Source organism: Ruegeria sp. K11, from assembly GCF_056531905.1.
On sequence record NZ_JBQFMP010000006.1, the window covers coordinates 86277 to 112106 of the forward strand.

The window sequence follows — 25830 nt, forward strand, 5'->3', positions numbered from 1 at the left end:
GATCGTATCAGGAGGTACGCATGAGCGGTACGGACGTCAACCTGGCCGAATTGATCGGGTCGCGGATTTGTCATGATCTGATCAGTCCCATCGGGGCGATCACCAACGGGTTGGAACTGCTGGAAATGGTCGGCGCCGCACATGGGCCTGAGATGGAGTTGATCACCGGCAGTGTGGGCAGCGCCAAAGCCCGGATCAGGTTCTTTCGCGTGGCCTTTGGCGGTGCTGGCGATCAACCTTTGGGAAAGGGGGAAATTGCCGAGCTTTTGCAGGATGTGGCTGGCGTCGGGCGTGTACGCGTCAACTGGAACCTGACCGAACCTGTTCCGCGCAATCAGGTGAAACTGGTGTTTCTGGCGGTGATGTGCTGCGAAAGCGCCATGCCCTTTGGTGGTCAGGTGAACATTCAGACCGCCGGGAAAAACTGGAACGTGACCGGAACAGCAGACAAGCTGAATATTGAGCCTGAGCTTTGGAAGGGTCTTGCGTCCGGCCGGTTCGTCAACAAGGTGACCCCGGCACAGGTTCAATTCGCGTTGCTGCCCGAAACGGCTGCCTCCATGGGGCGACGGGTGGCGGTGGACACCACCTCTACCCGCGTGGCTATCCGCTTTTAGGCGCGCACGGTTCCGTTGCCGCGAACCAGATACTTGAAGCTGGTCAGTTGCGCCGCGCCCACTGGCCCACGTGCATGCATCTTGCCGGTCGCGATGCCGATCTCGGCTCCCATCCCGAATTCACCACCATCAGCGAACTGAGTTGAAGCGTTGTGCATCAGGATCGCACTGTCGAGCCGTTCAAAGAACCGCGCCGCCGCCTCAGCATCTTCGGTCATTATGCAGTCGGTATGGTTGGATCCGTATTGGCGAATATGAGCAATTGCGGCATCGACATCTGCGACCGGTCTGGCGGCGATCATGCTGTCGAGATATTCCTTGCCCCAATCCTGCTCGGTCGCGGAGACGGTGCCTTCGACTGCCAGCGCCCCTTCGGCGTGAACCTCAACCCCGGCTGCTTGCAGCGCGGCGATCGCGTCGCGGCCAAGAGTATTGACGACATCCTGATGTATCAGCAGGCATTCAGCTGCGCCGCAGATCCCGGTGCGGCGGGTCTTGGCGTTCAGCACCACGTCGAGGGTCTTTTGCGGGTCAGCAGCCTTGTCGATATAGATATGCACGATGCCTTCAAGATGGGCAAAAACCGGCACCCGCGCCTCACGCTGCACGAGACCGACCAGACCTTTGCCACCGCGCGGAACGATGACGTCCACATAATCCGTCATGGTCAGCAATTCCTGCACCGCCGCACGGTCGCGGGTGGGCACAAGCTGAATGGCATCCTCGGGCAGGTTGGCCGCTTTCAGCCCCTCGACCAGACAGGCGTGGATCGCGCCCGAAGAATGAAAGCTCTCGGACCCGCCGCGCAGTATCACGGCATTGCCGGACTTCAAACACAACGCGCCTGCATCCGCCGTTACGTTCGGGCGGCTTTCATAAATTACGCCGATCACACCCAGCGGCGTGCGCACGCGCTGAATGTTCAGGCCCGAGAGCATGTCCCATTCGGCGATCACCTCTCCCACCGGATCGGGCTGATCGGCCACGGTCCGCAGCCCGTCAACCATGCCCTGCACGCGGGCCTCGTCCAGCATCAGGCGGTCCATCATGGCCGGGCTCAGGCCCTTATCACGTCCGAATTCGAGGTCTTTTTTGTTGGCCTCAATGATGTCCGCACGGTTGTTCCAGACGGCTTCGGCGGCGGCGATCAGCGCTGCGTGCTTGCGTTCGGCACTGGCAAAGGCAAGCTCGGCCGAGGCCCCTTTGGCGCGTGCACCAAGGTCAGCCATCATTGCGGGAATATTGTCAAAATCCTTCATCTCAAGCGCCTTTCGGTCTCAGTATATCCAATTGGGCCATCACAGCGCCAGGTCATCGCGATGTATCAGCACCGCCCGGCCGGGATAGCCCAACGTCGCCTCGATCTCGGACGATCTCCGCCCTTTGATCGCGTCCGCTTCCTGCGCGGTATAGCGGCTGAGCCCTTGCGCCAGCCTGCGGGCCTGCGCATCCAGAACAGCCACCGGATCGCCCCGGCCAAAGTCTCCGGTGACCTCGACTATGCCAGCAGGCAGCAGGCTTTTGCCATTGGAAAGCGCCTTGGCCGCACCGTCATCAATCACGATTTCGCCGCGCGGTTTCATGGCCGAAATCCAGCGCTTCCGGGCCGCATGCGGATCAAGCGTCGCCGTGAACCAAGTACAATTCGCGCCGTTTTCAAGCGTTTTCAATGGGTTCAAAGGCGATCCCTCGGTGATCGCCATATCACATCCCGCAGCCGTCGCCATCTTGGCGGCCAACAGTTTGGTCTTCATGCCACCCTTGGACAGACCTGATCCGGCGTCGCCTGCCATGGCCTCGATCTCGGGCGTGATCTGTTCGATCACATCGTAGCGGGTGGCGGAGGCGTCCTCGTTGGGATTGCCGGAATAGAAACCATCAACATCCGACAGCAGAATCAATTGATCCGCCCCAATGGTCACGGCAATCTGCGCCGCCAGCCGGTCATTGTCGCCATATCGGATCTCATCCGTGGCGACTGTATCGTTTTCGTTGACAATCGGAACGACACCAAGCCCCAGCAGGGTTTCCAGCGTCGCGCGTGAATTCAGATATCTCCGTCGGTCCGCGCTGTCCTCCAGCGTGACCAGCACCTGCGCAGTTTTGATCTCATGCGGCGTCAGAGCCTCTTCATAAGCGCGCGCCAGCCTGATTTGACCGACCGCCGCGGCGGCCTGAGACTGTTCCAAAGGCAGGTTCTGCATCGGTAGGTCCAACACGCCGCGCCCCAGGGCGATTGATCCGGACGAGACCAGCACGACATCCGTGCCCTGCCCTTTCAGCCAGGCCACGTCCTGCGCCAGCGATTTCAGCCAGTCCGATCTCAGCAATCCCGTATTCCGGCCGACCAGAAGGGCCGACCCGATCTTGACCACCAGGCGGCGGGCCTGCGTCAGGGTTGCCAAGGCGCGGCCTCCTCAGCGGGTTTATGGCGCACGCGGTTGTCGTCAATCCGGGCACGCAGGGCGCGCAGCACCTCGGTCACGCCCAGATGCGCGACGCCGGACATGGTCATGACCGGGCCGCCGACGGCCTCTTGCAATTCGGCCTTGGCCAGTTCCCGTTCCTCATCATCCAGCGCATCAACTTTGTTCAGGACGGTGATGCGCGGCTTGTCGGCCAACTCTCCGCCATAGGCCTCAAGCTCATGGATGATGGTGCAATAGTCTTCGGCCACCGTGTCCGAGGTGCCATCGACCAGATGCAACAGGACGGCACAGCGTTCCACATGGCCCAGAAAGCGGTCTCCGATCCCCCTGCCCTCATGAGCGCCTTCGATCAGACCGGGGATGTCGGCGACGACGAACTCCACGTTATCGACACCAACGACGCCCAGATTGGGGTGCAGCGTGGTAAACGGATAATCTGCAATCTTGGGTCGCGCGTTCGACGTGGCCGCCAGAAAGGTCGATTTGCCCGCGTTCGGCATACCCAACAGACCCACATCCGCAATCAGTTTCAGGCGCAGCCAGATGGTGCGGTCGATCCCCGCCTGCCCCGGATTGGCCCGACGCGGCGCCTGATTGGTCGCCGATTTGAAATGCAGGTTGCCGAAACCGCCATTGCCACCCTTGGCCAGCAGCACACGCTGGCCAACCTCGGTCAGGTCGCAGATGACGGTCTCTTCGTCTTCGTCCAGAATCTCGGTGCCCACCGGTACGCGCAGGATGATGTCGTCACCATCCTTGCCGGTGCGTTGCTGGCCGCGACCGGGCTGGCCGTTCTTGGCGAAGAAATGCTGCTGATAACGGAAGTCGATCAGAGTGTTCAGGCTGTCCACAACCTCAACCCAGACCGAGCCGCCTTTACCGCCATCCCCGCCATCAGGACCGCCGTATTCGATGTACTTTTCGCGCCGAAAGCTGACGCAACCGCCACCTCCGGCCCCGGACCGGATGTAGACCTTTGCAAGATCGAGAAATTTCATGACTGTCCCCTACTGCAAAGGCCCCATCGGCCACAAGTCAGAGTTTCTTGGTATAGGTCCAGGTGGGCACATTCGCATCGCGCGCCACCGAATAGGTTTCTGCATCACCAAGGTATTCAAAACCGCAATGCGTCAGCACCCGCGCCGAGGCCGGGTTATCCTGAAAGACGCTCGCGAACATGTTCGCGTTTTCCAACGGGTTGGCATTTACCAACGCCTCAACCGCAAGCGACGCGATGCCGGTGTTCCAATAAACCGGAGCGACCCAATAGCCCACCTCGGACTGGTTGCGATCCAACCGCGTCAGCGAGATCAGGCCAATCAACTCGGGGCCATCCTCCTTAGTAGCATCCATTGCCCAGACATCCTCGTCCCGGTCTTCAGCCATCGAACGGGTCACGAACGCTTCGATCGAGCCGGGTGGCAATGGGTGTGGAATCCGAGTGGTCATGCGCGCCACGCGCTCGTCGCCTGCATAATGCTCGATGAGACCCATATCCGACCGACGCAGAGGGCGCAGGTCGAACCGCTCGGTTTCGATGACCGGCTGGTTTATTATCGTCTCAAGTTTCATGAATGCGTTCCTCCTCCGAACAACACAAAAAATACGGACGCAACCGTTAGGCCGGCCAGTGTCCACATCAGATATTTTTCCGCAGGCCGTCCTTCAACCGTATGGGCGATCCGATCCCCCGCGAAGGTCCAGATCGGGTGCAAAACCGCCTGACAAAGCAATAAACAGAGAGCAATCGTGAACGTGGCGTTAACGCTGGACGTTCCCGCCGCAACAAATCCGGTAAATCCGGCGATGATCATAGCCCAGGCCTTTGGGTTCAGCGGGTGTACGATCAAACCCGCCCAAAACCCGGGTACATCTCGCGGGCTGGTCCCGCGAGACAGCCGCAGATTGGCGATTTTCCAGGCCAGCCAGCAAATATAAGCGGCCGACGCGTATTTCAGCACCGAGAACACCAGCGGCGCCTGCTCGGCCACCTGCATCAGGCCGAATCCGACCGGCCAGATGATCAATTGTTTGCCCAGTATGACCCCACCGACAAAGGGCAGCGCCGCCCGAAAGCCATAGCGCGCACCGGTGCCCAGCAGGACCATGTTGGCCGGTCCCGGCGTGCCGACCTGGCTGGCGGCAAAGATCAGGAAACTGGTGGTTGCGACGGTCACTGCAGCGCCTCCCACGAGGTCCGCGTCAACTGCATGTCCTGTATGATCACGTCTTTGTTGGTCGAGCGCACTGTCGCCCGATGCTGCCCGCCGGGCTGGAATCCAAGCCGGTTCAAAACTGCTGCGGACCGCGCGTTACCTTCGTGATAGCCAGACCTAAGCACCTGCACATCAGACCGGAAGTGACGCGAGACCATCGCCCGAGCGGCCTCGGACACAAATCCCCGTCCCCATGAGGGCTTCCCGACCCAATATCCCAGCTGATTGCCGATCGAGATGCAGCCGATCAGCGTGTCATCATTTGTGATCGCAAACGCATCCTGTTCGTCAGCCATCGTTTCGATGAAAGCCGACGCATCCTCGGGGCCATAGGGATGCGGAACGACAGTCAACCACCGCACCACATCCATGTCGTTCAGAAGCGCGACCAGACGCGCCGAGTCGTCACGCCGAAAACGACGCAAGACCAGACGTTCTGTTGTGATCACTTCGGTCATAAGACCACTCCTGAAAACGAGAAAGGGGACCGGTATTTCTACCGATCCCCTGCTTTTTCAAACCTTATGGGTTTCGGCTTACTCTGCGGCCTCCGCCACTGGCAGGACCGAAATAAAGGTGCGGTTTTTGAGCCCCTTGTGGAACTTCACAGCGCCATCGACAGTTGCAAAGATGGTGTGATCCTTGCCCATACCCACGCCTTCGCCCGGCCAGAACTTGGTGCCGCGCTGACGTACGATGATGTTGCCTGCGATGGCCGCCTGGCCACCATAGAGTTTCACGCCAAGGCGACGACCCGCTGAGTCGCGACCGTTACGGGAGGAACCGCCAGCTTTTTTATGTGCCATTCTCTCTCTCCTTAGCCTTGGGCCAGTTCTTTGGCCTGCTCAACCCATTCGGGTTTCACTTTGACGGTGTCGATAGCAGCAATCTGCTCGTCCGACAAGGCGGCCAGAGCGGCAAAGCTCTCGATACCGGCCTCAACCAGCTTTTTGGCAGCGGCAGGGCCGACACCGTTCAGCTTGGTCAGATCGTCAGCAGCAGCCGCAGCGGCGGGTGCCTCTGCCTTGGCTTCCGCTTTCTTGGCAGGCTTTGCAGCAGGTGCCGCTTCGCCAGCCGGAGCAGAACCGGTTGCAGCTTTGATGCCCGACTTGTCAGCGCCCGACGACAGGATGTCGGTGATTTTGACCAGAGTCAGTTTCTGACGGTGGCCAACGGTACGCTTCGAGCTGTGCTTACGACGGCGCTTGACGAATTTGATGACCTTGTCACCTTTGATCTGTTCGATCACTTCGGCCTGTACGCCAGCGCCTTCAACGAAAGGTGCGCCAACAACCGGAGCGTCACCGCCCAGCATCAGAACATCGTTGAATTGAACTTTTTCACCTGCGTCGGCAACCAGCTTTTCAACACGGAGCACGTCGCCCGCCTGAACCTTGTACTGCTTGCCGCCAGTCTTGAGGACCGCAAACATGCGTCTTTCCTTTGTCTAACCGCGTTCTGTGGTCCCCGTCTGGGTGTTTTGGCCCCAAGAAACTTGAAAGCCACCTCGAACAGCGCGCCCTTTTCGGGCTGTGTGAAGACCCTGAGGCGCACGCCTTGGGTCAAATAATAACGAGACCCGGCGCGGAAGAACCGGCCGGGATGCGGGCTTATCCAAACAATAGGGGGTAAAGTCAACCCTAAACGAACATCACAAATCCGAGGCCCGCATAGCTTGCGCAACCGCCGCACCGAGCTGGTAGGAAATGTCATTTATCAAAGTGTCGAATCCCTCGAACAAGGCATGGTTCAGAGCCTGGCCGGTGTCGGTTCTGGAAAAGGCGATGTTCTCGCGCAGTTGGCCTTCGTTCAGCGGTTGATAGGCCAACAGGAGAAACGCATACATCCATTCCGTGGTTTCTTCTTCGGTATTGTCCTGGTTTGACAAAAGTTCGCTCAGGATCGCCTCATCATCCGCAGGCACGCCCGGCCCCGATGAAAGACCGCGATAAAAGCTGAAATCCGCGCTGATTGTGCCGCGCACGTTCTGGTCGATCAGATCGTTGACCCGGATATACTCGTCCACAAGCTGATAAAAAGCGCTGTCCGTATCCACGGTCTGATAGGTCGACCGCGCCATGTCTTCGATGGTGTCTTCCCCCATCGCGCGACGGGCCGAGTTTTCCAATGACACGATGGTCTGCCCCAAATCGCTTTCAAAAAAGATCGCTGCCTGTTCAAGCTGCGCCTCCGTCATGTGAAGACCAACGGTTTCAGCCATTTGCGCCGTCATCTGTTCAGGGTCATAAAGATCGGCCACCTGTGCCGCGAAATAGGCACCGCCTGAACCGCCCAGCAGCCCCTCATTCATCATGCGGCCCTGTTCCCGCCCTTCGTCACTCAAGATCTCCATGAAGGCGGGCACCTGCATCGCTTCCATCAATCGATCCACATTGGGATTGGCGGATGCCGACACAGCCCAGATCGCGCAGATCAAAGAGATGGCAAACGCGCGCATCAGATGTCTTGCGCCGGGCGCAGTTCGGACATCCGCGCGGCCAGAACTTCGAACCGCATCGCCATGATCTCGTATTGGATAGCATTCAGAAGCTCATAGACTTCCTGCATCAACGGGTGCTCCAATGCCACGACATAGGCATCGACTTCGTCATCCGAGAAGTCCTTGTACGTAGCGGCTGATCCCGCCAAAGCCGACAATTGCAGCGACCGGCGCATATCGGCCTCGTTCCGCTTCATCCTTTCGCGCAGCTCGTCACCGCTCAGTTGCAGGTCGATTACCCCGGACGCGCTGGCGGCCAGCAGGAACCGCACCTGAATCTCTTGCAAAGCCCGCAGCGAGGTGCCGCTGGCATCCACCGCCCGGTTCATCCGTTTGAAACTTTCCACCCGCTCCGAGCCGTTCTTGATCAGCTCCGAGACGATTTTCTGTCCCTGCAACTGTTTTGCTTCGTCGTCATCATCCATATGCGCCGCGTTTTCTGCCTCGACCAGCCGTTGTCCCAGATCGCTGGCATAGAACGTGACCGCATGGGTCAGCGCCTCATCGCTGAGGGTTTGTTCAAGGATGGACACAGCGGTTTCGTGCATGCCTTCGGTGTCGAACACCTCATTCGTCAGGCGCGTCCAGTCCGAGCCGAACCCGTCCGCGTCAATCCCCAGCATGTCCGGTGCCGAGGCCGACGCAAACGCAATGCTTTCCAGCGCCACGTCAAAGCCGGTCGTGGTCAAAAACGCCTCAATCCGTTCACGGCTGGCGGCGTGCGTTTCCGAAACAGTCCAGCACAGGGCGAAGATGGCGATGCAGAGGTTCAGGGCGAATGTGCGAATGTGTTGGGTCATAACAAACAGCGTAGGAGATTTCAGCCCGCTGGCAATGGAAAATCCTTCTATCTTGAAAATCGGGAATTTTCTGCTTGCACCCCTGCCCGTTCCTCACTAAATCCCCCCTTCACAGACCCCCGCGGAGAGGTGCCGGAGTGGTCGAACGGGGCGGTCTCGAAAACCGTTGTGGGTGCAAGCCCACCCAGGGTTCGAATCCCTGTCTCTCCGCCACTATCTCGTTGAAAAAACACTATTATCGCATTAAGGACGTTCCGCGATTCCCTTTGTAGCGGCAATCTGGAGCCAAAGGTGTCATGCTATGACACCCTGTGCTGCCTCTGTGATCCTTGCGCTAAAACGCCGTTCAAGACTGGAAAGGTCCGAACGTGATCAAGCCCACGTGTTTTTCCGTTCCAGTGGTGCAAGCTCAGTTTCCTCGCTCATGGCATGAATCCGCCACGCGAATGTGCGGCGATCAGCGTCGCGTGGCTCAAAACCATGCCGTGATTTCAAACCGGAAGTTTTCCCCTTTGTTATCAGATATTTTCAAATCATCTGGCGACACATTTTCGCGGAAGGAGATCAGCATGTCGCGATTAATCATTATTACAATCATCGCAGTCATAGGTGTCGGTGCCTATTACTATGCAACCCAACCCGAACCCACTCCGTCTGAACAACTGCAATCGGCGGCAGAAGAGGCTGGTGACGCGGTATCCGAAGCTGCAAGCGCCGTTCAGGAGGCCGCCAGCGCGGCGGTTGACGCAGCGACGCAGCAAGGCGCAGACGCCGCAGCGGAGGCCCAGGATCAGGTTGCGGCTCTGGCGGCTCAGGGACAGGAACTGCTCAACAGCTGGGTGCAGGACGGTCTGTTGACAGCGCAAGAGCTTGACTATGATGCCATGATTGCATCCGTTCAGGACAGTGCTCTGGCGCAAGACGTCAAAACCCGGGTGATCCGGATTCTGGAAGACATCAAGGCCTCCCCAGATCTGGCCGCCGAAAAGATTCTGGAACTTCGCAACTATCTGTCTTCACAATAAATGAAGGTATGGACGGGTGATTTAAATCCGTCCCACCATTTCGCCGTAGGGCAATTCCGCGACGTTAGGGCTGCACGCGATTGACGCTCACGCTTCCATTTGTTTGGTTTGCACAATACGCACAGCCGGGCGCTCGGATACCACGACAATGCACTGAACGCCCGTTCCGAATTCGCCAAAACCTTATTGTCTGCAGACCAAGGATACACATATGACTTCCCTGCCATCCACAATGTTCGCCGTTGTTCAGACACATGAGGGATACGCAGCGACAGCATCCGGGCCGACGCTTGACAACGCTTCGGACTGGCTGGCAGATGCCGAACTACCGTTGCCGCAACCCGGGCCGGGACAGGTTCTGATCCGGCTGCGAACAGCCTCGGTTAACCCTTCGGACATCCATTTTATAAAAGGCGAATATGGCCAACCCCGAGTCAAAGGCGCGGCAGCGGGGTTCGAGGGATGTGGTGATGTGGTTGCCACAGGGGCTGGTGCCGAGGGCCTGCAAGACAAGCGCGTCGCCTTCGTCGCGGCGGGTTCAGGCGCATGGGCAGAATATGTGGTCACGCAGGCCCAGATGTGCATCCCCCTCCGGTCTGACATCTCGGACGAGGATGGTGCTGCACAGATCGTCAACCCACTGACGGCGATGGCCATGGTGGATATCGCGCGACAGGCGGGCGATGCCTTTATCGTATCTGCTGCGACCAGCCAGTTGGGCAAGCTGATGTGCAGCCTTGGCCGCGATCTGGGGTTGAAATCCATCGCTCTTGTACGTCGTGCCGAAGCGGTTTCGCCGCTGAAGGCCCTGGGAGCGACCGAGGTTCTGGTCACCTCTGACCCGGACGTAGTGCAGAAATTCGCGGCTATCAGTGCGGAACTGAAACCACGCGTGTTTTTGGATGCCGTGGCAGATCAACTGTCTGAACAGGTTTTTTGCGCCATGCCCAATCGGGCCAGATGGATCTGTTACGGAAAGCTCAGCACCGAGTTTCCGCAACTGACCCAGACCGGGCAATTGATTTTCATGAACAAGCGGATCGAAGGGTTCTGGCTGACTCAGTGGATGATGTCCACGCCGCCGGAAGATCAGATGCGCGTCATTGCCGAGGTGCAGGCGCGTTTTGCCGATGGACGTTGGAAAACTGACGTGTCCGGGCACCTGTCTCTGCGCAATGTGGTCGCCGATCTGGCGGGCGCGCTGAAAAAGAGTGACGGCAAGGTGATTATCACGCCATAATGGCATAAGACCTGCGAAGACGGACAGAATCCGGGGCGTCAAACAGGCCGGACATAACGGCATGGGAGGATGAGTTTGGATAACGCACAGCTGCTGATTAGCGGGCTGGCGAATGGCTGTGTCTATGGCCTGATCGCCCTTGGCTTTGTACTGATTTACAAGGCGACCGAGGCGGTGAACTTCGCGCAGGGCGATTTCATGATGCTGGGGGCGTTTGTCACGATCGGTCTGACCAACACCGAATATATGGGGTTGCCGTTTCTTCTGGCCTTGCCGATCTCATTGGCCATCATGGGTGCGCTTGGATATCTGATCGACCGCCTGATCATTCGCCGTCTGTTCGGAGAAAGTCAGGTTGCCGTGGTGATCCTGACCATTGCCTTGGGCTTTGTCATCCGCTTCGTGGCAGGCCTGATCTGGGGCCACGAACCCCAAACCCTGCAAAACCCGCTGGCCGGGAAAGAGGTCCGATTTGGCGGCTTGGTGCTGGGCATGGAAGATGTGGCCGTGATTGTTGTCACCATCCTGCTGACTTGGGGCCTGTATGTGTTTTTCAGCAAAACAAAACTGGGTCTTGCGATGCAGGGCGCATCTCAAAACCAGTTGGCGGCGTATTACATGGGCATTCCCGTGAAACGGGTTCAGGGCTTTATCTGGGCTCTGGCCGGGGTCGTTGCCGGCATTGCAGGCATTCTGTTCGCGGCCAAGGGATCTGTCGATCCGACAACGGGACTTTTGGGCATCAAGGCCTTCGCCGCTGCAGTCATCGGAGGCTTTGGCAGCCTGCCCGGCGCATTGGCCGGAGGCCTCATCGTCGGTGTGATCGAACCCTTCGCCAGCCGGTATATCGCTGCCGGGTACAGCCAGATTGCGCCTTACGCTTTGCTTCTGGCCGTTCTGATCTTTCGCCCACACGGTTTGTTCAGTCAGGTCAGGGTCAAGAAGGTCTGAGCGCCATGAGGATTGTCTTCAAAACCAATTACATGCAGGATATCCGACCCTGGAAAGATGGCTATCAGCTTTGCCTCTATCTGATCCTGCTCGCGGTGGTGGCCGCCGCCCCGCTGTGGCTGGACGCATTTTATCTGGGAGAGCTGACAAATGTTCTGATCTGGGCGATTGCGGGCCTTGGGCTGATGATCCTGACCGGCCATACGGGGCAGGCCAGCCTGGGCCACGCGGCGTTTCTGGCCGTGGGCTGCTATGCGAATGTCGTGCTGATCGAATCGGGCGTGCCCTTCCTGATCGCCTTTCCGCTGGCCGGGGTCATCACCGGTATCGCGGGGGTCACGGTGGCGATCCCTGCCCTGCGTCTGCATGGGATTTATCTGGCGATCTTCACATTGGCGCTGTCGGTTCTGATGGATGACATCATCGTTCTGGCGGAATCGATCACCGGTGGCGTCGCCGGAAAATTCCTTGGCGGGGTTGAGATTTTCGGCGTTCTGGTCGACCGCTGGGCCACGCCCAACCTGTTCTTCTGGCTGGTTCTGTCGGTCGCCGTGATTGTGACGCTGGGCTACATCAATCTGCTGCGCTCGCCCCTTGGGCGCAGCTTCATCGCCGTTCGGGATTCCGAGGTTTCGGCACAGGCCATGGGTGTCGATCTTGCCAGAACCAAGATGATTTCGTTCGCCTTGTCCTGCGCGATCACGGGATGGGCGGGCGCCTTGATGGGGCTGTTTGCCGGAGCCTTCAACAACGAGACCTTCAGCGTTGTGATCTCGATCCAATTGCTCATGATGATCGTGATCGGCGGTCTGGGCTCGATCCATGGTGCATTTTTGGGGGCGACGGTGATCGGCTTCCTGCCGCAATTTCTGTCCATCTCGAAAGAATATGTCGGCGCGATTTTTGGCGGCAACACCGTCGCGATACCGGGGCTGGAGTTCGGCATTTTCGGCATGATCCTGATCGCCTTCATTCTGTTCGAGCCGATGGGCATGTATGGTCGCTGGCTCAAGATCCGTACGTGGTTCGAACTGTTTCCCTTCTACCGTAAGGATATGTTCAAAAAGCAGAAATCCTACCTCAAGACGGAGCGTCTGAGATGAGCCTGCTGGAGTTCCAAAACGTCACCCTGAAGTTTGGTGGCCTGACGGCAGTGGATGATCTGTCTTTTTCAGTCGATGAGGGCGAAGTTTTTGCCATCGTCGGTCCCAATGGCGCGGGCAAGTCCACTGTGTTCAACCTGATTTCGCGGTTTTATGACCCGTTTGCAGGGTCGATCCGCTTTGACGGGCACGATCTTCTGCACGTCAAGCCTTCGGGCGTTGCGTCCTTCGGGGTGGCGCGGACCTTTCAGAATATCGAGCTGTTCGAACATGCCTCGGTCCTGCAGAACCTGCTGGTCGGACGACATCGTCACCGCAAAACCAACATGCTGTCAGACATCCTGTTCCTGCCGTCGGCACGCCGACAAGAGATCGAGAACCGAGAGAAGGTCGAGCAGATCATTGATTTCCTCGATCTTCAGGCGTTCCGCGACAAGATGATCTCGGGCCTTCCTTACGGTGTGCGCAAGGTGGTCGAGGTCGCCCGCGCGCTGGCGACAGACCCCAAGCTGCTGTTGCTGGACGAACCGGCCTCGGGGCTTTCGGTCGAAGAGACCACCGACATGCGCTGGTGGATCGATGATATCCGTCGGCAGATGGGGATCACGGTGCTGATGGTCGAACATGATATGGGGCTGGTCTCGGGTGTCTCGGACCGTGTTCTGGCGATGGCCGATGGCGCGATGCTGGCGCTTGGCACGCCTGCTCATGTGCAGTCCCATCCGGCTGTGGTCGAGGCCTATCTCGGGAAAGCCTCATGACTGAGCCGGTCCTGAAAATTCGCAATATCGAAAGCTTTTATGGACCCATCATGGCCATTCGGGGCGTGTCGCTTGATGTGTACCCGGGCCAGATCGTCTCGATCCTGGGCGCGAACGGTGCGGGCAAGACCACGTTGATGAAAACGGTATCGGGTGTCATGGACCCGGAAAAAGGTACGATCACATTTGACGGGCGCGAAATTCAAGGGTCGGAACCCCATACGGTCGTGCAGCAGGGCATTGTCCATGTTCCTGAAGGGCGCGAGGTTTTTCCCCTACTGACGGTCGATGAAAACCTCAGCCTTGGGGCTTATACCTTGTCGGACAAGGGGCAGATCGACCACGACCGAGAGCTGGTGTTCTCGTATTTTCCGGTCTTGAAAGACCGGCGCAATCAAGAAGCAGGCACCTTGTCCGGCGGGCAACAGCAGATGCTGGCAATCGGACGCGGCTTAATGGCCAGTCCAAAGGTCATGTTGCTGGATGAACCTTCGTTGGGACTGTCTCCGTTGTTGGTTCAAGAGATATTTGGCATCCTGAAACGTTTGAATGATGAGCAGAACATGACCATGATGCTGGTCGAACAGAATGCCAACGCGGCGCTGGAACTGGCGCATCGGGGGTATGTGATGGAAATCGGTCGGATCGTAATGGACGGAGATGCGAAGGCTTTGATGCAGTCCGAAGACATCCGGAATTTCTATCTGGGCGTCCAGGAAGAAGGCGCGCGTGAAAACCGACGCTGGAAACGCAAGAAGACGTGGAGGTAAGCCAGATGGATGCTATCTCCCTGCCCCCGCAGAAAACGATCAATGGTGTGCAGTTCAACGCCACGCCCGGCCAACGCCCGCTGCGTGTGGATGGCTGCCTGACGATTACAGAGTTGTTCCAGAAAAGATGCGCTGAACTGGGGTCGCGCACAGCACATCGCGAAAAGGACTTTGGCATCTGGAAGTCCTATTCCTGGGCCGATTACTGGCAGCACGCGAAATGGATCGGTCTGGCTTTGCGCAAACTGGGTTTGAAACGCGGCGAGGTGGTGTCGATCTTGTCGGAAGACCGGAAAGAGTGGTGTTGGCTGGATATGGGCATTCAAGGTGTCGGCGGCATTGCGTCCGGCGTCTACACAACCGACTCGGCCAGCCAGTTGCAGTACCTTATCAACGACAGCGCAAGCCGCGTTCTGATCGTCGAGGACGAGGAGCAACTGGACAAGTTCCTCGAGATCGAGAAGGACGTGCCGGATCTGATTAAGGTCATCATTCTGGACGACGAAGGGCTGCACGACCTGAACCATCCCCGATGCATGATGATTGCAGACCTGTACGCATTGGGCAAACAGGCCGAAGCCGAAGACCCCGGTGCGTTCGAAGCCGAAATTGCGCAAACGACGCCTCAAGACACTGCCCTTCTGGTTTACACGTCAGGCACGACCGGCAAACCCAAAGGCGCGATGCTGAGCAACGAGAACATCATGGCCGCGATCGAGGCCGGAGCGCTGTCCCTTCCCGCGCTGGAGACGGACGAACAACTTTGTTTTCTGCCGCTCTGCCATATCCTCGAACGCGACGTGTCCGTCTTTTACCCGCTGGCCGCAAAAAGCACCGTTAATTTTGCCGAAAGCACCGAAACGGTTTTTGCCAATCTGCTGGAGGTTTCGCCCACGACATTCACGGCCGTGCCCCGTGTGTGGGAAAAGATCTATTCACAGGTTCAGCTTATGGCCAGACAAGCCACTCCGATCGGGCGCGCCGCCTTTGACATGGCGCTCAAGGCTGGCGCGGCGCGGGCGGCGTATATTCTGGACAACAAAACCGTACCCGTACCGGTCGCGGCGTATTTCTGGCTCTGGGACCGTCTGGTTCTGCGCAATCTGCGGCGGATGCTGGGCCTCGACAAACTGCGTCGGGGCGGATCTGGCGCCGCGCCGATCTCACCCGAGCTTCTGCGCTGGTTCTGGGCCATTGGTGTGCCCATGGTAGAAGGGTTTGGCATGACCGAAACATCAGGCATTGCCGCGTTGAACACGCTTGAGGCCAACAAGATCGGCACAATCGGGCAGGCGGTGCCCGGAAACGAATTACGGATTTCGGACGAGGGTGAAATCCAAGTCAAGGGGTTGAACGTGTTTCAGGGATATTGGCGCAACAACGCCAAAACCGCTGAGACATTCACAGCCGACGGGTGGCTGCGCACCGGCGATATGGGACATGTCGATGCCGATGGGTTTGTCGCGATCACCGGACGCCTCAAAGACGTCATCATCACCGCCGGAGGCAAGAACATCACGCCAGCCGAAATCGAAACCCGCCTGAAATTCAGCAATTACGTGTCCGACGCCGTGATTATCGGCGACAAGCGCAAGTATCTGACGGCCCTGATCATGATCGATCAGGAGAATGTCGAGAAATTCGCGCAGGAAGCCCGCGTGCCGTTCTCGAATTTCGCGTCGCTCTGTGCGGCACCCGAGGTTACCGAGCTGATCCGCGCCGAGGTCACAGCCGCCAACAAGTCATTCGCACGGGTCGAACAAATCAAGGATTTTCGACTGATTGATGTATTATTGTCCGCAGACGACGAAGAACTGACGGCCACGATGAAGCTAAAACGCAATCTGGTTGAAAAGAACCACGCACATCTCATTGAAGACATGTATAAATAATTGGATAGAAAGGGAGGAACATTATGAGGAGTCTGATCCACGGATTGGCTGCAGCAACTGTTTTTGGTGCCGCGGGAACGATGGGCTGGGCGCAAACCCAGGGCGTCACCGACGATGAAATCGTCATCGGTTCCGTCAATGACCTGAGCGGTATTTTTGCTGCCGTAGGTGTACCCGCCACCAAGGGCGCGAATGTTGTGTTCGATCGGGTCAACGCCAATGGCGGCGTCCACGGTCGAACGATCCGGTTTGTGGTCGAAGACAACGGCTATCAGATGCCGCGCGCCATGCAGGGCTATAACAAGCTGCTGAACCGCGACAAGGTGTTTGCCATGCTGCAATCCCTCGGCACTCCCATGAACATGGCCGGATTCAAGCTGCTGGACCCCAAAGGCATCCCGAATGTGGCCCCTCTGACAGCTGCGCGACAGATGCTGCAGCCGCCGATGAAGAACAAGTTCACCTCGTTCTCGACCTATTTTGATCAGGCCCGGGTTGGCGTGAAATACCTGAACGCGCAATTCGACTCGCAAGCGGTGTGCACAATGTACCTGCCCACGGATTTTGGAGAAGAAATTCTGGAAGGCAGCAAGGCCGGAGCCGAGGAAATCGGGGTCGCGTTTGTCGCCGAGACCACGCACAAGCCGGATGAAACAGATTTTGTCGGCTCGCTTAGCAAACTCAAAGAGGAAGGCTGCGACATCGTTACGATGGCGCTTGGCGTGCGTCAGGTGATCACCGTGGTCGGCACCGCCAAGAAAATGGGGCTGGAGGATATGAAGTTCCTCGGTACATCGGCCAGTTTCCTGACCGTGGTCGCGCAGGTTCCGGGCGGCGTGACCGATGGGTTTTACGCGGCGGCTTCGTGGCAGGACCTATGGGCCCGCGCGGATGAGCCCGCCCCCGCCGCTTTCATTGAAGAATACAAAGCCGCAACCGGAGAAGATCCTGTTGGCTTCGCCATGCTGGGCTACTCTGCCGCGGAAATGATGGTCAAAGCACTGGAGGCCGCTGGTCCGGACCTGACCCATGACAGCTTTATTGCCGCGATGGAGTCTCTGGACTATCGCGATGAGCTGGTCGGAAACCACATCACCTATGGGCCGGACGACCATCAGGGCGCGGATTCCGTTTATGTCAGCGTTGTCGAAAACGGAGCCTGGAATATCGTTTACGAAGAGTGACGCGAAGAACGCGGTCTGAGACGAAAAAGGGCTCGCAAGTGCGAGCCCTTTCTTTTTCGTGGTTCTTGGCGAATTAACGCTTCGAGAACTGGAACGAACGACGCGCTTTGCGCTTACCGTATTTCTTACGTTCCACAACGCGGCTGTCGCGGGTCAGGAAGCCAGCGGCTTTCAAAGCGCCACGCAGGTTGGGATCGTACAGCTGCAGCGCTTTCGAAATGCCGTGCTTGACCGCGCCGGCCTGACCGGTCAGGCCACCGCCTTTGACGGTTGCGACAACGTCGAACTCACCTTCCACACCGGCAACCTGGAACGGCTGGCGAAGGATCAGCTGCAGAACGGGACGTGCAAAATACTTGTCCTGGTCCTTGCCGTTCACGGTGACCTTGCCGGAACCCGGCTTGATCCACACGCGGGCAACAGCGTCTTTACGCTTGCCGGTGGCATAGGAACGACCGAGCTCGTCACGCACGGGTTCGCGCACGATGACTTCTTCGGCCACGGTTTCAACGCCTGCGACGGCGCTCAGCTCTTCGAGAGTATTGATCTGATCAGCCATCGGTCATTAGCTCCGGGTGTTTTTCTTGTTCATGGACTTCACGTCCAGAACTTCGGGCGCTTGCGCCTCGTGGGGATGCTCGCCACCGGCGTAAACGCGCAGGTTGGTCATCTGCTTACGGGCCAGACGGTTGCCCGGCAGCATGCGCTTGACGGCCTGAACGACAACGCGCTCGGGGTGTGCGCCTTCCAGGATCTGCTGTTTGGTGCGCGACTTGATGCCGCCCGGGTGGCCAGTGTGCCAGTAGAAGTTCTCTTCGCGCTTCTTGCCGGTCATCTGGATTTTGTCAGCGTTGATCACGATGACATTGTCGCCCATGTCCATGTTCGGGGTGAACGACGCTTTGTGCTTGCCACGCAGACGCATGGCGACGATCGAGGCAAGACGGCCCAGAACAACGCCTTCGGCGTCGATCAGGATCCATTTCTTGTCGATGTCTGCAGGTGTTGCAGAAAAGGTTTTCATGGCAGGATAGTCCTGTTTGATGTGAAAGACCGCCCCCTAACGGAGCGGCCCGAATTCGATGGACGGGTTTTATGAGGTGTGCACGCGCGCGTCAAGCACACAAGAATACATTTAATTATGCAAAAACAGATGCTTACAAAATAGGTATTAATTTACCCCATATTTCTGCCACTCTGTTTTGGGCAAAACCCACCGCATCCACATGGCATCGCCATTGCCAAGATCCCGCGGTCGGGTATCGACGTGATGCGCCCCAAGCTTCGCGGTGGCCTTCTGCGAACGGATATTCGATGGGTCGATGTGAAACCAGACCTCATCCTGGTCCTGAAACGCATGGTTCAGCATCAGAGTCTTCACAGCCCCATTGCTGGTCCCGCCCCAATGATCCCGCACAAGGAAACTGTAGCCGATCGCGATCCCGCCGGGCGTCTCGGGTGGCTCGTAGTATCTTGAACACCCAACAACCCGACCACCTGTTTCACGAATTGTGACGGTGCCCCCTGCCCCCAACAAGAAATCGAAATACGGACGAAACACCGCTTTTTCATGCCGAGTCTTCGCCGGATGCCCGGCCCAGATCAAAGGGTCACTGGCGGCTGCATAAAGGGGCCCGAAGTCGGTCTCGATCATGGGAGAGATCACAAACCCGCTGCCGCGCAATTCTGGGATATGCATCGAGCCCTCCTCTCAGACCGAAATCTGTTCCGGCGGATTGTCCAGCAACCGACGCAGGCGTTGCATCGCGTCCTCGAACCTTTCAAGCGAAACATGTCCGTTCATGGCAATGCGTATTGCGTTGGGGGCACGCCCATCACGCAGCGCAAACTCGTCCGCCGAACGAAGCTGAATGCCCTCTCGCTCGGCTGCGCGGCTGAACGCGGCCGCTCGCCAGCCGGATGGCAGGTTCAGCCAGACAAAAGGCACCTCGGGTGCCCAATTCAGGTCAAACCCGCCCAGAGCATTCACTGCGATCCGAACGTATTCTCCCATTTTAGCTCTCACCTCCTGCGCAATCTGACGGGTTCGGGGATCGGTCAGAAGCAGACGCGTGAGTTCGGCCAAAGGTTGCGCCAGGCCAAAATATCCATATTCGGCCGAGCGCCGCAGATCGACACTGCGATCCCGCGGAGCAATGGCAAAACCCACGCGCAAGGCCGGCGTCAACGTCTTCGAGATCGACGACACGTGCCAGCCACGCTCCGGCGCAAGGGCCCGATAGCTGGGCTCGCGCGCGTCACCCATGCGATAGCAATCATCCTCGATGATCTGAACATCATACCGCCTGGCGATCTCGACCACTTCCTTGCGCCGTTCCAGCGGCGCATGTGTGCCTGTGGGGTTCTGCACCTCGGGTGAGACACACACAGCCTGCGCCGGGGTCTGCCTGAGGACATGTTCCATGGCGTTGGGATCAATGCCCCACTTGTCCATCTTCACGCCCACGGTGTCAGCGCGCATCAACTCTCCGGCCCGGCGGAACCCGGCATAGGAAAGATCTTCGACCAAAACGACGGGCTTGGCGCCTCGCAAAATCGTCTGGAACACCAGGCACAATCCGTTCTGTCCCCCATGAGTCAAAACAATGTCGTCATGCGACAAGGGCCCGAGCGGTAAATCGGACAACCATTCAACCACGGCCTGTCGCATCGGCTTATAGGCGTCGCGGGTCGGATAGTTCAGAAACAACCCGGGATCGGATTGTGCAACCTTCTGCAGACATTCCCGGATCAGCGTCACCTGCCCGACATCTGCCAGCCGAGGGCTGAACAGGCTGACATTGGCGTTGTATTTGTCGTCCCGCAGATGAAGTTGCCGCGCCCAGACATCATCCAGTATCGGCGATTTCGGAGGGGCCACGAATGTACCACGCCCCACCTCGGCATGTAACAATCCCTCATCGGTCAGAATCGTGTAAGCGCGTGCTACGGTGCCTGGTGTAATTTGCAATCGATACGCCAGCTCACGCACTGGTGGCAGTTTTGTTCCAACCTCCAGCATTTTGTTATCAATGGCTTTTCGAATTGTCTCGGCCACCAATGTATATTTGGGACCTTTGGATTTCGGCAGTACGTCCGGCCAAATTGTATCCATTACAATTCTTCCTTTGATTTTGACACAATGTCGAATGTATCAAGGACATATACCGAACAACTCTACTTTGTGTCAATACAATTTGAAAGGATACCCAGATGACACGCGCAACGTACAACCCCGCCCTTCTGCTGCTGAACGACAGTCCCCGGCTGCCGTTGATTGCTGCTCTGGCCGTGCGGTTTGCGGCGACGGTCACGAAATGGGAACAACGTCGCCGCAGCAGAATTAACCTCGGCCGGCTTGATGACAGGTTGCTTCGTGATGTTGGCCTGACGCGCCATCAGGCCGGAACAGAAAGCAGCCGCTATTTCTGGATGAGTTAAGAAATCCCCAGTCCCTTTTGGGACCTCTTCCTGGCCGGGGTTCGCCCCGGCCCTTTTTTATCCCGCCGCCGCAGCAACGGAACCTTCGGGCGGTATCGAATAGGTCATACTGGCCCGCGCGACCGGTTTGTCAGACCCCTCGGAATAGATCAGGACATCACCGACTGCCAACGTGCGCCCCAGTTTCAAAAGGCGACATTGGGCGATCATATCGGCATCTCCTTTCGGTTTGCGCAGAAAGTCCATCGAACTGCTGGTGGTCACCGCCAGCGACTTGCGCCCCTTTCGGGCGAGCACCATCGCATATACACACACATCAGCCAGACCAAACATCGACGGACCCGAAACGGTGCCGCCCGGACGCAAATGCCGGTCCTGGACCAACAGTCGCATGGTGATCGCGTCTTCGGACAGCGCTTCGACCACAAAGTCTTTGTGCACCTGCGGGAAGACCTGTTTTAGGTAGTCCGTCAGCTCTTGCTTGTTTAGGGCCAATGACATGCTTCCCCTCCGTTATCTGCCGCATTAGAGTTGGCCCGGATTCAGGCTGGAGGACAAGATGGGAATTCTGGAACGTAGCGACACAGGTGCAATTGCGCGCCTGACGATGAATGCCCCCGACCGGCTGAACGCCCTGAGCGACGAGATGATTGCCGCGCTGCAGGCGGAACTTGATGCACTGCGCGAGGACCGCTCGATCCGGGTGGTGATTCTGTCCGGCGCAGGCAAGGCCTTTTGCGCAGGGCATGATTTGAAGCAGATGACACAGGGTCGACAATCGGAAGATGGCGGCAAGGCATATTTTCGCGACCTGTTCGAGCGTTGCGCCAAAATGATGATGTCGATCCAAAGCCTGCCGCAGCCGGTGATTGCCCAACCCCACGGGATTGCGACCGCCGCAGGGTGCCAATTGGTCGCCACCTGCGATCTGGCGGTTGCGGCTGAAGGCACGCGGTTCGGGGTGAACGGCGTCAATATCGGCCTGTTCTGTTCAACCCCCATGGTCGCGCTCAGCCGCAACATCCCACGCAAACAAGCGTTCGAAATGTTGACGACCGGAGATTTCATCGATGCCTACCGCGCGTCCGAGCTTGGTCTGGTCAACCGGGTTGTCCCGGAAATGTTGCTGGAACATGAGACAAACGCGCTGGCCGAAACGCTGTCGTCCAAGCTGGGAGCGGCGGTCAAAATCGGCAAGCAGGCGTTTTATGAACAACTGCAAATGCCGTTGGATCAGGCCTATGCCTATACCGCCGAGGTAATGACACAGAATATGTTGGACCGTGATACCAAAGAAGGAATCTCGGCGTTTATCGAGAAACGGCCGCCAAATTGGCAGCAATAAAGCAATTATTTTAGGTAAATATGACCACTGTTCGCATTTTTGGACTTTTCAAAAGGGCGACACTGTGGCAATGGTGGGTCAAGGCTAAGGCCTTGTGGATACTTTTGGGTCGCCGTAGGCGGAAGGTCCCTCCTGACTGGTTTCTCTCACCAGTCGCGACATTCCCGCAGCGGCGACCCCAAGACCTCCCTCCTCGAACTCCATTGAAACCCCTGTTGCGATAGGCGTGTGACTGCCCTATGTGGCAGCCCATGACTGAGATTTTGCATATCGTGGGCGGCGGCATGGCCGGGTCCGAAGCCGCTTGGCAGGCAGCCGAAATGGGCGTGGACGTTGTGATCCACGAAATGCGTCCCAAAGTGGGCACTTTTGCGCATCAGACCGGCAATCTGGCCGAGATGGTGTGTTCCAATTCCTTTCGCTCGGATGATGATGAACAAAATGCCGTTGGCCTGCTGCATTGGGAAATGCGCGCCGCAAATGGCTTGATCATGGGCACCGCCGACGCGCATCGTCTGCCCGCGGGCGGCGCGCTGGCGGTTGATCGCGATCCCTTTGCCGAAACCGTCACCGCCAGGCTGCGCAACCATCCGCGCGTGTCTGTCACGGACGAGGAAGTCACCTCGCTGCCCGACACCGGACACTGGATCTTTGCCACGGGCCCGCTGACCTCAGCCGCCTTGGGGGCCTCTATCCGGTCCGAGACGGGTGCCGATGCTCTGGCCTTTTTCGACGCAATTGCCCCGATCGTCTATGCTGACAGCATCGACATGAGTCAGGCCTGGATGCAGTCCCGCTATGACAAGGGCGACACCGAACAAGAGCGCACGGCATACCTGAACTGCCCGATGGATCGCGACCAGTACGAGGCTTTTATCGACGCATTGCTGGCGGCTGACAAAACCGAGTTTCACGAAGGTGAAACCGCCGGGTATTTCGATGGCTGTCTGCCAATTGAGGTTATGGCCGAACGCGGCCGGGAAACTCTGCGCCACGGACCGATGAAGCCGGTCGGCCTGACAAACCCGCATCGGCCGGATGTTAAGCCTCATGCGGTTGTGCAACTGCGTCGCGATAATGCGCTTGGAACCTTGTTCAACATCGTGGGGTTTCAGACCAAGATGAAATACGGGGCGCAGACGGATGTGTTCCGAATGATACCGGGGCTTGAGACTGCCAGCTTTGCCCGTCTCGGCGGCATTCATCGCAACACCTTCATCAACTCGCCCACCCTGCTGGATGCACAAATGCGGTTGAAGTCGCGCCCCAATATCCGCTTTGCCGGTCAGATCACCGGTGTTGAAGGTTATGTGGAAAGCGCCGCGATGGGGCTGTTGGCCGGGCGTATGGCGGCAGCCGAGATTCTGGGGGCTCCGCTGCCCGACATTCCGCAAGACAGCGCCATGGGCGCCCTGATCCACCACATCACCGGTGGTGCCGAGGCCAAGACTTTTCAGCCCATGAACGTGAATTTCGGACTGTTTCGTCCGGTCGATGGTCTGAAAGGTGGACGTCGAGGCCGCAAAGACCGTTACAAGGCCTACACAGATCGTGCCAAATCCGCATGGACGGCCTGGCTCTCGCATTGCTGAGTGGACGGCACATGCGTGCTGGGCCTAACATGCATCCATGACCAAAAAGTTCCTGAAAGACACATACGGGTTGGACACGCCGCAAGACACGCGGGATCATTATCAGAACTGGGCCGCATCCTACGATGACGAAGTCGGCGAGAATGGCTATGCCACTCCGGGTCGCGTGGCGTCGGCCCTCAGGTCCTTTATCACCGATGACCAGATCCCGGTTTTGGACTACGGATGCGGCACCGGCCTGTCCGGGTTGGCGCTGCATCAGGCCGGGTTTCGGGTGATTGATGGCATGGACCCCACACCGAAAATGCTTGAGGCTGCAGATGCCAAAGGTGTCTACCGAAAACTCATCAGTTTCGAGATCACCGATCCAGACCCGCTTCAGGCTCACACGTACACGGTAATTGTGGCAACCGGTGTCATTGGCGCGGGCGCAGCCCCGCCAGAAACCTTCGACTTGTTGATGAACGCTTTACCCAAAGGTGGCCATCTCGCCTTTTCCTTCAACGATCACACACTCGCTGAACGAGCCTACACATGCCGCCTGAACGATTGGCTGGATATGGGGCACGCACGACTGCTGTTTCGGGAATATGGCCCCCATCTGCCTGGGCTCGACATGAAATCTGACGTGTATGTTGTAGAAAAAGCGTGACGTTCATCACCCGGTTCGCGCCTTCACCCACAGGGCCGCTTCACCTTGGACATGCCTATTCTGCGCTTCTGGCGCATGATATGGCGCAGGCCAATGCCGGCCAGATACTGCTGCGGATCGAGGATATAGACCAATCCCGATCCCGCCCACACTGGGAAACCCAAATCCATGACGATCTGGCGTGGCTCGGTCTGACATGGCCCGAACCGGTGATGCGACAATCCGACAGGCTCACTCGATACCGTCAAGCCCTGGACAAGCTGATCACTAAGGGTCTGGTCTATCCCTGCTCATGCAGCCGCTCGGATATCGAGGCGGCAGCCAGCGCCCCGCAGGAAGGTGTGCCCCAATTTGGTCCGGACGGTCGTATCTACCAGGGAACCTGCCGGCAACGCCCCATGACGGATGCGCGCGCGCAAGACGTACTGCGGCTCAACATGCAAAAAGCCATGGATGCAACCCGACTTGTTCAGTTTCAGGAAACCGGGCCGAGACATCAGGGAACGCACCCCCTCACCGCCAACGACCTCCTGACGTCCGTCGGTGACATAATTCTTGTGCGCCGCAACATGGGCAGCTCCTATCACCTGTCTGTCGTGGTCGACGACGCGGATCAGCGGATCACCGATGTCATCCGCGGAGAAGACCTGTTCGAAGCGACCCGAATCCACGTCCTGCTGCAACATCTGCTTGAACTGCCCACTCCCACATATCACCATCACCGCCTGATACGGGACGACACAGGCAAACGTCTCGCCAAGCGTGACGATGCGCGCGCCATCGCACTCTACCGAGACCAGGGCAACACCCCGCAACAGATCAGAGCCATGCTCGGTCTCTGACCCGGTCTTCATCTTTTCAAAAATACTCTCGCCGAAGGCATGACGCCGCAGGCGGCATTCACGCCATCGGAGGCATCAACTCGGTTTCGGCCCCATCCCGTATCGCCGTGTAAAAACAGCTCCGCCGGTTGGTATGACATGCAGGCCCGGTCTGACGCACCAGAACCAACAGACAATCGCGATCACAATCGACACGAAAATCCACCAATTCCTGCACATGACCCGAGCTTTCGCCCTTGACCCAGAATGCCTGTCGCGAGCGGGACCAATAGGTGACCCGACCCGTTTCCAGGGTCCGCTGGACGGCTTTGGCATTCATCCAGGCCATCATCAGAACCTCGCCAGTCCCTTCTTCCTGCGCGATGGCCGGGATCAACCCGGCCTCGTTGAACTTCAAGCTCGACACATCAAACGCCACAGTTGCCGACATGTTAAAAACCTTTTGCATCCCCGAGTCAGGCTACTATGTA

30 protein-coding genes and 1 tRNA gene are annotated in these 25830 nt (G+C 58.1%); 15 read left to right on the forward strand and 16 right to left on the reverse strand.

The features are described 5' to 3' along the window. The first annotated feature begins 20 nt into the window (after positions 1-20). Positions 21-617 (forward strand): histidine phosphotransferase family protein, encoded by a 597-nt coding sequence (locus ACR0K4_RS11080; RefSeq protein WP_480853994.1) that lies wholly within the window; start codon positions 21-23, stop codon positions 615-617. Here the strand turns inward: ACR0K4_RS11080 and ACR0K4_RS11085 are convergent. The 10 genes from ACR0K4_RS11085 to ACR0K4_RS11130 all read right to left on the reverse strand — a co-directional run bounded on the left by ACR0K4_RS11085 (position 614) and on the right by ACR0K4_RS11130 (position 8562). Then, the gene (locus ACR0K4_RS11085; RefSeq protein WP_480853995.1) at positions 614-1876 is read right to left on the reverse strand and encodes a glutamate-5-semialdehyde dehydrogenase; all 1263 of its coding nucleotides are present in this window, start codon (positions 1874-1876) and stop codon (positions 614-616) included. The two genes, ACR0K4_RS11080 and ACR0K4_RS11085, sit on opposite strands and share 4 nt — an antisense overlap. 39 nt (positions 1877-1915) lie before the next feature. Beyond that, on the reverse strand, positions 1916-3022 hold the full coding sequence (gene proB / locus ACR0K4_RS11090) for a glutamate 5-kinase (protein ID WP_480853996.1): 1107 nt from the start codon (positions 3020-3022) through the stop codon (positions 1916-1918). Beyond that, positions 3010-4044, reverse strand: a complete 1035-nt coding sequence (gene obgE / locus ACR0K4_RS11095; RefSeq protein ID WP_480853997.1) for a GTPase ObgE — start codon at positions 4042-4044, stop codon at positions 3010-3012. Before obgE ends, proB begins: the two co-directional genes overlap by 13 nt. A 37-nt stretch (positions 4045-4081) precedes the next feature. Then, positions 4082-4618: a GNAT family N-acetyltransferase gene (locus tag ACR0K4_RS11100; protein ID WP_480520387.1), complete on the reverse strand. Its 537-nt coding sequence runs from the start codon at positions 4616-4618 to the stop codon at positions 4082-4084. Beyond that, positions 4615-5223, reverse strand: a complete 609-nt coding sequence (locus ACR0K4_RS11105) for a LysE family translocator (protein WP_480853998.1) — start codon at positions 5221-5223, stop codon at positions 4615-4617. The genes ACR0K4_RS11100 and ACR0K4_RS11105 overlap by 4 nt, the downstream gene beginning before the upstream one ends. After that, positions 5220-5720: a GNAT family N-acetyltransferase gene (locus ACR0K4_RS11110; protein ID WP_480853999.1), complete on the reverse strand. Its 501-nt coding sequence runs from the start codon at positions 5718-5720 to the stop codon at positions 5220-5222. Before ACR0K4_RS11110 ends, ACR0K4_RS11105 begins: the two co-directional genes overlap by 4 nt. A 78-nt stretch (positions 5721-5798) precedes the next feature. After that, complete coding sequence (gene rpmA, locus ACR0K4_RS11115; protein ID WP_010440093.1) at positions 5799-6068, reverse strand: 50S ribosomal protein L27; 270 nt, start codon at positions 6066-6068, stop codon at positions 5799-5801. 11 nt (positions 6069-6079) lie between these two features. Continuing rightward, positions 6080-6694: a 50S ribosomal protein L21 gene (locus tag ACR0K4_RS11120; protein ID WP_480854000.1), complete on the reverse strand. Its 615-nt coding sequence runs from the start codon at positions 6692-6694 to the stop codon at positions 6080-6082. 219 nt (positions 6695-6913) lie between these two features. Then, positions 6914-7720 carry a DUF2059 domain-containing protein gene (locus tag ACR0K4_RS11125; RefSeq protein ID WP_480854001.1) on the reverse strand — a complete coding sequence of 269 codons (807 nt, stop codon included), beginning with the start codon at positions 7718-7720 and terminating at the stop codon, positions 6914-6916. Beyond that, complete coding sequence (locus ACR0K4_RS11130) at positions 7720-8562, reverse strand: DUF2059 domain-containing protein (protein ID WP_480854002.1); 843 nt, start codon at positions 8560-8562, stop codon at positions 7720-7722. Before ACR0K4_RS11130 ends, ACR0K4_RS11125 begins: the two co-directional genes overlap by 1 nt. 123 nt (positions 8563-8685) lie before the next feature. Here ACR0K4_RS11130 and ACR0K4_RS11135 point away from each other — a divergent pair. The 9 genes from ACR0K4_RS11135 (at position 8686) to ACR0K4_RS11175 (ending at position 17488) form a co-directional block, all read left to right on the forward strand. Beyond that, positions 8686-8775 (forward strand) — tRNA-Ser (locus ACR0K4_RS11135). A gap of 356 nt (positions 8776-9131) precedes the next feature. Then, complete coding sequence (locus ACR0K4_RS11140; protein ID WP_480854003.1) at positions 9132-9587, forward strand: hypothetical protein; 456 nt, start codon at positions 9132-9134, stop codon at positions 9585-9587. Positions 9588-9798: 211 nt separating this feature from the next. Then, on the forward strand, positions 9799-10827 hold the full coding sequence (locus ACR0K4_RS11145; RefSeq protein ID WP_480854005.1) for an alcohol dehydrogenase catalytic domain-containing protein: 1029 nt from the start codon (positions 9799-9801) through the stop codon (positions 10825-10827). Between the two features lie 75 nt (positions 10828-10902). Next, entirely contained in the window at positions 10903-11778 is an 876-nt protein-coding gene (locus tag ACR0K4_RS11150) for a branched-chain amino acid ABC transporter permease (protein WP_480520372.1), read from the forward strand. A gap of 5 nt (positions 11779-11783) precedes the next feature. Continuing rightward, positions 11784-12881 (forward strand): branched-chain amino acid ABC transporter permease, encoded by a 1098-nt coding sequence (locus ACR0K4_RS11155; RefSeq protein ID WP_480854006.1) that lies wholly within the window; start codon positions 11784-11786, stop codon positions 12879-12881. Beyond that, positions 12878-13642 (forward strand): ABC transporter ATP-binding protein, encoded by a 765-nt coding sequence (locus ACR0K4_RS11160; RefSeq protein WP_480854007.1) that lies wholly within the window; start codon positions 12878-12880, stop codon positions 13640-13642. The genes ACR0K4_RS11155 and ACR0K4_RS11160 overlap by 4 nt, the downstream gene beginning before the upstream one ends. Beyond that, the gene (locus tag ACR0K4_RS11165) at positions 13639-14412 is read left to right on the forward strand and encodes an ABC transporter ATP-binding protein (protein ID WP_480854008.1); all 774 of its coding nucleotides are present in this window, start codon (positions 13639-13641) and stop codon (positions 14410-14412) included. The genes ACR0K4_RS11160 and ACR0K4_RS11165 overlap by 4 nt, the downstream gene beginning before the upstream one ends. Before the next feature lie 5 nt (positions 14413-14417). Continuing rightward, positions 14418-16304, forward strand: a complete 1887-nt coding sequence (locus ACR0K4_RS11170) for an AMP-dependent synthetase/ligase (RefSeq protein ID WP_480854009.1) — start codon at positions 14418-14420, stop codon at positions 16302-16304. 23 nt (positions 16305-16327) lie between these two features. After that, positions 16328-17488 (forward strand): ABC transporter substrate-binding protein, encoded by a 1161-nt coding sequence (locus ACR0K4_RS11175; protein WP_480854011.1) that lies wholly within the window; start codon positions 16328-16330, stop codon positions 17486-17488. A 73-nt stretch (positions 17489-17561) separates the two neighbouring features. Here the strand turns inward: ACR0K4_RS11175 and rpsI are convergent, their stop codons facing one another. The 4 genes from rpsI to ACR0K4_RS11195 all read right to left on the reverse strand — a co-directional run bounded on the left by rpsI (position 17562) and on the right by ACR0K4_RS11195 (position 20603). Next, positions 17562-18047, reverse strand: coding sequence for a 30S ribosomal protein S9 (gene rpsI, locus ACR0K4_RS11180; RefSeq protein WP_010440030.1), 486 nt, complete (start codon positions 18045-18047; stop codon positions 17562-17564). Positions 18048-18053: 6 nt separating this feature from the next. After that, entirely contained in the window at positions 18054-18512 is a 459-nt protein-coding gene (rplM, locus tag ACR0K4_RS11185; protein WP_480854012.1) for a 50S ribosomal protein L13, read from the reverse strand. A 147-nt stretch (positions 18513-18659) separates the two neighbouring features. Next, positions 18660-19187: a GNAT family N-acetyltransferase gene (locus ACR0K4_RS11190; protein WP_480854013.1), complete on the reverse strand. Its 528-nt coding sequence runs from the start codon at positions 19185-19187 to the stop codon at positions 18660-18662. Between the two features lie 12 nt (positions 19188-19199). Beyond that, positions 19200-20603, reverse strand: a complete 1404-nt coding sequence (locus ACR0K4_RS11195; protein ID WP_480854014.1) for an aminotransferase-like domain-containing protein — start codon at positions 20601-20603, stop codon at positions 19200-19202. Positions 20604-20701: 98 nt separating this feature from the next. Here ACR0K4_RS11195 and ACR0K4_RS11200 point away from each other — a divergent pair, with 98 nt between their 5' ends. Next, entirely contained in the window at positions 20702-20929 is a 228-nt protein-coding gene (locus ACR0K4_RS11200) for a DUF1127 domain-containing protein (RefSeq protein WP_480520352.1), read from the forward strand. Between the two features lie 57 nt (positions 20930-20986). Here the strand turns inward: ACR0K4_RS11200 and ACR0K4_RS11205 are convergent, their stop codons facing one another. Then, positions 20987-21430, reverse strand: a complete 444-nt coding sequence (locus tag ACR0K4_RS11205; RefSeq protein ID WP_480854015.1) for a PaaI family thioesterase — start codon at positions 21428-21430, stop codon at positions 20987-20989. A 58-nt stretch (positions 21431-21488) separates the two neighbouring features. Here ACR0K4_RS11205 and ACR0K4_RS11210 point away from each other — a divergent pair, with 58 nt between their 5' ends. The 4 genes from ACR0K4_RS11210 (at position 21489) to gluQRS (ending at position 25360) form a co-directional block, all read left to right on the forward strand. After that, the gene (locus ACR0K4_RS11210) at positions 21489-22274 is read left to right on the forward strand and encodes an enoyl-CoA hydratase (protein WP_480854016.1); all 786 of its coding nucleotides are present in this window, start codon (positions 21489-21491) and stop codon (positions 22272-22274) included. Between the two features lie 251 nt (positions 22275-22525). Continuing rightward, positions 22526-23866, forward strand: a complete 1341-nt coding sequence (gene trmFO / locus ACR0K4_RS11215; RefSeq protein WP_480854017.1) for a methylenetetrahydrofolate--tRNA-(uracil(54)-C(5))-methyltransferase (FADH(2)-oxidizing) TrmFO — start codon at positions 22526-22528, stop codon at positions 23864-23866. 37 nt (positions 23867-23903) lie between these two features. Further along, positions 23904-24518: a class I SAM-dependent DNA methyltransferase gene (locus ACR0K4_RS11220; protein ID WP_480854018.1), complete on the forward strand. Its 615-nt coding sequence runs from the start codon at positions 23904-23906 to the stop codon at positions 24516-24518. Next, positions 24515-25360: a tRNA glutamyl-Q(34) synthetase GluQRS gene (gene gluQRS, locus ACR0K4_RS11225; RefSeq protein WP_480854019.1), complete on the forward strand. Its 846-nt coding sequence runs from the start codon at positions 24515-24517 to the stop codon at positions 25358-25360. Before ACR0K4_RS11220 ends, gluQRS begins: the two co-directional genes overlap by 4 nt. 58 nt (positions 25361-25418) lie before the next feature. Here the strand turns inward: gluQRS and hisI are convergent, their stop codons facing one another. Beyond that, entirely contained in the window at positions 25419-25808 is a 390-nt protein-coding gene (gene hisI, locus ACR0K4_RS11230; RefSeq protein WP_480520340.1) for a phosphoribosyl-AMP cyclohydrolase, read from the reverse strand. Between the last annotated feature and the right edge of the window lie 22 nt (positions 25809-25830).

What these genes read in the sequence shown, in the direction of transcription:
- ACR0K4_RS11080 (WP_480853994.1), top strand. Translation starts at nt 21, where the DNA reads ATGAGCGGTACGGACGTCAACCTGGCCGAATTGATCGGGTCGCGGATT.
- ACR0K4_RS11085 (WP_480853995.1), bottom strand. Translation starts at nt 1,876, where the DNA reads ATGAAGGATTTTGACAATATTCCCGCAATGATGGCTGACCTTGGTGCA.
- obgE (WP_480853997.1), bottom strand. Translation starts at nt 4,044, where the DNA reads ATGAAATTTCTCGATCTTGCAAAGGTCTACATCCGGTCCGGGGCCGGA.
- ACR0K4_RS11100 (WP_480520387.1), bottom strand. Translation starts at nt 4,618, where the DNA reads ATGAAACTTGAGACGATAATAAACCAGCCGGTCATCGAAACCGAGCGG.
- ACR0K4_RS11110 (WP_480853999.1), bottom strand. Translation starts at nt 5,720, where the DNA reads ATGACCGAAGTGATCACAACAGAACGTCTGGTCTTGCGTCGTTTTCGG.
- rpmA (WP_010440093.1), bottom strand. Translation starts at nt 6,068, where the DNA reads ATGGCACATAAAAAAGCTGGCGGTTCCTCCCGTAACGGTCGCGACTCA.
- ACR0K4_RS11120 (WP_480854000.1), bottom strand. Translation starts at nt 6,694, where the DNA reads ATGTTTGCGGTCCTCAAGACTGGCGGCAAGCAGTACAAGGTTCAGGCG.
- ACR0K4_RS11125 (WP_480854001.1), bottom strand. Translation starts at nt 7,720, where the DNA reads ATGCGCGCGTTTGCCATCTCTTTGATCTGCGCGATCTGGGCTGTGTCG.
- ACR0K4_RS11130 (WP_480854002.1), bottom strand. Translation starts at nt 8,562, where the DNA reads ATGACCCAACACATTCGCACATTCGCCCTGAACCTCTGCATCGCCATC.
- ACR0K4_RS11140 (WP_480854003.1), top strand. Translation starts at nt 9,132, where the DNA reads ATGTCGCGATTAATCATTATTACAATCATCGCAGTCATAGGTGTCGGT.
- ACR0K4_RS11145 (WP_480854005.1), top strand. Translation starts at nt 9,799, where the DNA reads ATGACTTCCCTGCCATCCACAATGTTCGCCGTTGTTCAGACACATGAG.
- ACR0K4_RS11155 (WP_480854006.1), top strand. Translation starts at nt 11,784, where the DNA reads ATGAGGATTGTCTTCAAAACCAATTACATGCAGGATATCCGACCCTGG.
- ACR0K4_RS11160 (WP_480854007.1), top strand. Translation starts at nt 12,878, where the DNA reads ATGAGCCTGCTGGAGTTCCAAAACGTCACCCTGAAGTTTGGTGGCCTG.
- ACR0K4_RS11165 (WP_480854008.1), top strand. Translation starts at nt 13,639, where the DNA reads ATGACTGAGCCGGTCCTGAAAATTCGCAATATCGAAAGCTTTTATGGA.
- ACR0K4_RS11170 (WP_480854009.1), top strand. Translation starts at nt 14,418, where the DNA reads ATGGATGCTATCTCCCTGCCCCCGCAGAAAACGATCAATGGTGTGCAG.
- ACR0K4_RS11175 (WP_480854011.1), top strand. Translation starts at nt 16,328, where the DNA reads ATGAGGAGTCTGATCCACGGATTGGCTGCAGCAACTGTTTTTGGTGCC.
- rpsI (WP_010440030.1), bottom strand. Translation starts at nt 18,047, where the DNA reads ATGGCTGATCAGATCAATACTCTCGAAGAGCTGAGCGCCGTCGCAGGC.
- rplM (WP_480854012.1), bottom strand. Translation starts at nt 18,512, where the DNA reads ATGAAAACCTTTTCTGCAACACCTGCAGACATCGACAAGAAATGGATC.
- ACR0K4_RS11190 (WP_480854013.1), bottom strand. Translation starts at nt 19,187, where the DNA reads ATGCATATCCCAGAATTGCGCGGCAGCGGGTTTGTGATCTCTCCCATG.
- ACR0K4_RS11195 (WP_480854014.1), bottom strand. Translation starts at nt 20,603, where the DNA reads ATGGATACAATTTGGCCGGACGTACTGCCGAAATCCAAAGGTCCCAAA.
- ACR0K4_RS11200 (WP_480520352.1), top strand. Translation starts at nt 20,702, where the DNA reads ATGACACGCGCAACGTACAACCCCGCCCTTCTGCTGCTGAACGACAGT.
- ACR0K4_RS11205 (WP_480854015.1), bottom strand. Translation starts at nt 21,430, where the DNA reads ATGTCATTGGCCCTAAACAAGCAAGAGCTGACGGACTACCTAAAACAG.
- ACR0K4_RS11210 (WP_480854016.1), top strand. Translation starts at nt 21,489, where the DNA reads ATGGGAATTCTGGAACGTAGCGACACAGGTGCAATTGCGCGCCTGACG.
- trmFO (WP_480854017.1), top strand. Translation starts at nt 22,526, where the DNA reads ATGACTGAGATTTTGCATATCGTGGGCGGCGGCATGGCCGGGTCCGAA.
- ACR0K4_RS11220 (WP_480854018.1), top strand. Translation starts at nt 23,904, where the DNA reads ATGACCAAAAAGTTCCTGAAAGACACATACGGGTTGGACACGCCGCAA.
- hisI (WP_480520340.1), bottom strand. Translation starts at nt 25,808, where the DNA reads ATGCAAAAGGTTTTTAACATGTCGGCAACTGTGGCGTTTGATGTGTCG.